This window comes from Mesorhizobium sp. M4B.F.Ca.ET.017.02.2.1 (assembly GCF_003998955.1).
Classification (GTDB): Bacteria; Pseudomonadota; Alphaproteobacteria; order Rhizobiales; family Rhizobiaceae; genus Mesorhizobium; species Mesorhizobium abyssinicae.
Window position 1 is genome coordinate 1 of the sequence record NZ_RZOF01000493.1, and the last position, 3,368, is coordinate 3,368.

Genomic DNA, 3,368 nt, shown 5'->3' on the forward strand with positions numbered 1-3,368 from the left:
CTGCAGGTCGATGGCGGCCTGCGCACCGGCCGCGATCAGCGGCGCGGTTGAGAAGCCGAATTCGTCGGCGCCAAGCAGCGCGCCGATGATGACGTCGCGGCCGGCTGCATCATGATGCGCAAGTGCCATCTCAATACCTGCCCGGTCGGCGTCGCGACGCAGGACCCGGTGTTGCGCAAGCGCTTCAAGGGCACGCCGGAACATGTCATCAACTTCTTCTTCTATGTGGCGGAAGAGGTCCGGGCGCTGCTCGCCGAGATGGGCTACACCCACCTCGACCAGATCATCGGCGACACCGAACTCCTGGAGAAGCGGGCGCTGATCCAGCACTGGAAGGCGCGCGGGCTCGATTTCAGCAAGATGTTCTTCAAGCCGGATGCCCCGCATGAGGCGGTGCACTGGACCGAGCGGCAGAAGCATCCGATCGACGACGTGCTCGACCGCAAGCTGATCGAGTTGGCCAAGCCGGCGCTCGAAGCCAGGCAGCCGGTCAGCATCGAGCTGCCGATCCGCAATGTCGACCGTTCGACCGGCGCCATGCTGTCGGGCGAAGTGGCAAAGCGCTTCAGGCACAAGGGCCTGCGCGAGGACACGATCTCGGTCAAGCTCACCGGCACCGCCGGCCAGTCCTTCGGCGCCTTCCTAGCGCGTGGGGTTTCGTTCGAGCTGGTCGGTGCCGCCAACGACTACGTCGGCAAGGGCCTGTCGGGCGGACGCATCGTCATCCGCCCGCCTGAGAACACGAAGATCGTCGCAGCCGAGTCGATCATCGTCGGCAACACGGTGCTCTACGGCGCGACCGAGGGCGAGGCCTATTTCTGCGGCGTCGCCGGCGAGCGTTTTGCGGTTCGCAATTCGGGCGTCGCCGCCGTCGTCGAAGGTGTTGGCGACCATGGCTGCGAGTACATGACTGGCGGCATTGTCGTCGTCATCGGGCAGACCGGCCGCAACTTCGCCGCCGGCATGTCGGGCGGCGTCGCCTATGTGCTCGACGAGGTGGGTGATTTCGCCGAGCGCTGCAACATGGCGATGGTCGAACTGGAACCCGTTCCCGAAGAAGACGATCTGATGGAGAAACTGCTCCATCATGGCGGCGACCTCGACCACAAAGGCCGGGTCGACGTGTCCGGCGACATGACCAGCCATGATGAGGAGCGGCTCTATCAGCTGATCTCGAACCACGTCCATTACACGGGTTCGGTGCGCGGCCGCGAAATCCTCGACAACTGGGCGACTTTCCGGCCGAAATTCCGGAAGATCATGCCGGTCGAATACCGCCGCGCGCTGATCGAAATGGAACGCATGCGCATGGGCGTTGCGGCGGAATAGGCTTTGGGAGTTGCCGGGAAGCAAAGCTTCCCGGTCGATGCCTTCATCAACAATCCTGGCCTCGGACTGAAGGTTGCCATGGCTGCCTTATGAGGTTAACGGGTGCGACGTCGAGCGCGCCATCTGGACAGCAGGGACTGGACTATGGGCAAGGTAACAGGGTTTCTCGAGATCGACCGGCAGGTGCACAAGTACCAGCCGGCTTCCGACCGCATCCGGCATTTTCGCGAGTTCACGCTGCCGATGTCGGACAAGGAGGTCGAGAAACAGGCCGCGCGCTGCATGGATTGCGGCATTCCATACTGTCACGGGCCGACCGGCTGCCCGGTCCACAACCAGATCCCGGACTGGAACGACCTCGTCTACAATGGCGACTGGGACAATGCGATCCGCAACCTGCATTCGACCAATAATTTCCCGGAATTCACCGGCCGCATCTGTCCGGCGCCTTGCGAGGAAGCCTGCACGCTGAACCTCGAGGACATTCCGGTCGCCATCAAGACGATCGAGCAAGCAATCGCCGACAAGGCCTATGAAACCGGTCATATCCGGCCCTATCCGCCGGAAAGGAAAACCGGCAGGCGCGTCGCAATCATTGGCTCGGGGCCGGCCGGCATGGCGGCCGCCCAGCAGCTTGGCCGCGCCGGTCACGACGTTCACGTCTATGAGCGCGAGAGCCGGCCGGGCGGGCTGATGCGCTACGGCATCCCCGACTTCAAGATCGAGAAGCACTATATCGACCGGCGCATCGAGCAGATGCAAGGCGAGGGCGTGAGCTTCCATTGCGGGATCAATGTCGGCGTCGACAAGCCGGTGGCGGAGCTGCTCGCCGAATATGATGCGGTGCTCTATTGCGGCGGTTCGGAAACGCCGCGCCCGGCCAACATTCCCGGCGACGATCTCGATGGCGTGCATGACGCGATGCCTTACCTGGTGCAGCAGAACAAGCGCATCGGCGGCGAGCCGATCCAGTCGGTGGCGTGGCCGTCGCCGCCGATCGTCGCCGGCGGCCAGCATGTCGTCGTCGTCGGCGGCGGCGACACCGCGTCCGACTGCGTCGGCACCGCCTTCCGCCAAGGCGCCGTTCGTGTCACCCAGCTCGACATCCGGCCGCAGCCGCCGGAAAAGGAAGACAAGCTTTCGGTCTGGCCCTACTGGGCGACGAAGATGCGCACCTCGTCCTCGCAGGCGGAAGGCGCCGAACGCGAGTTCCAGGTGGCGACGCTCGAATTCATCGGCGAGGACGGCGCGCTGACCGGCGTCAAATGCTGCGAGGTCGATGAAAAGCGCAAGCCGATCGCCGGCACGGAATTCGTTATCCGCGCGGATCTCGCCTTCATCGCTATCGGCTTTGCTGGGCCGGCCGCGGTCGGGCCAGTGTCGGAACTGGCTGGCCAGATGAAGATCGCCATCGACAGCCGCCGCTCGAACAACGTCGAGGCCAATGATCGCGACTACAAGACCAGCGTCGAAAAGCTCTATGCAGCGGGCGATGTGCGCCGCGGTCAATCGCTGGTCGTCTGGGCGATCCGCGAGGGCCGTCAGGCAGCGCGTTCGATCGACGAGGCGCTGATGGGATCGAGCGTGCTGCCGCGCTGAGACCGTTTGGAAACGCTACTCCCGCGGCCATCTGAGGGCGCTTTGCCCTTCAGGTGTCCCGGGGGCAGGTTTACGGACGATCGCCGTGGTCGTTTCGGTTGTGGCCGCGGCCGCAGGCTGCCGCCTTGGCGGCCAAGAAAAATCGTCGGCGCGGCCGGGCGAAGCAGCGGGCGCCTTGCCCTCGACGACGAATTTTTCACCGGGCCCGGCTTGGCCGGCGCTGCGGCACCGAGGAGTTCCGAACCGCCGTCGAGTGCCGGTGATTTCGAGTCGGCGTCGGTAGCCGGGGCGGCGGCCTCAGTCTTTTCGTTCGAGGGTGGACTACGCTACTGGCCCAGTACCGGCAAGCATCGAAGGACCTTTACAATCATAAAGGTACGTCACCGGTCTCGCGGCTCACCTATGACGATCTAGACGCGCATTCGAGTGAAGTCTTCTTC

Annotated in this window: 1 protein-coding gene and 2 pseudogenes; 2 read left to right on the forward strand and 1 reads right to left on the reverse strand. The window is 64.3% G+C overall.

Annotated elements, in window-relative coordinates:
• Nucleotides 1-93: 93 nt before the first annotated feature.
• Nucleotides 94-1,329 (forward strand): annotated as a pseudogene (locus EN738_RS32595) (glutamate synthase-related protein); the annotation flags it as partial.
• A 144-nt stretch (nt 1,330-1,473) separates the two neighbouring features.
• Nucleotides 1,474-2,928, forward strand: a complete 1,455-nt coding sequence (locus EN738_RS32600; protein ID WP_023798073.1) for a glutamate synthase subunit beta — start codon at nt 1,474-1,476, stop codon at nt 2,926-2,928.
• A 15-nt stretch (nt 2,929-2,943) separates the two neighbouring features.
• Here the strand turns inward: EN738_RS32600 and EN738_RS36630 are convergent.
• A pseudogene (locus tag EN738_RS36630) lies at nt 2,944-3,188 on the reverse strand (hypothetical protein); the annotation flags it as partial.
• Nucleotides 3,189-3,368: the final 180 nt, after the last annotated feature.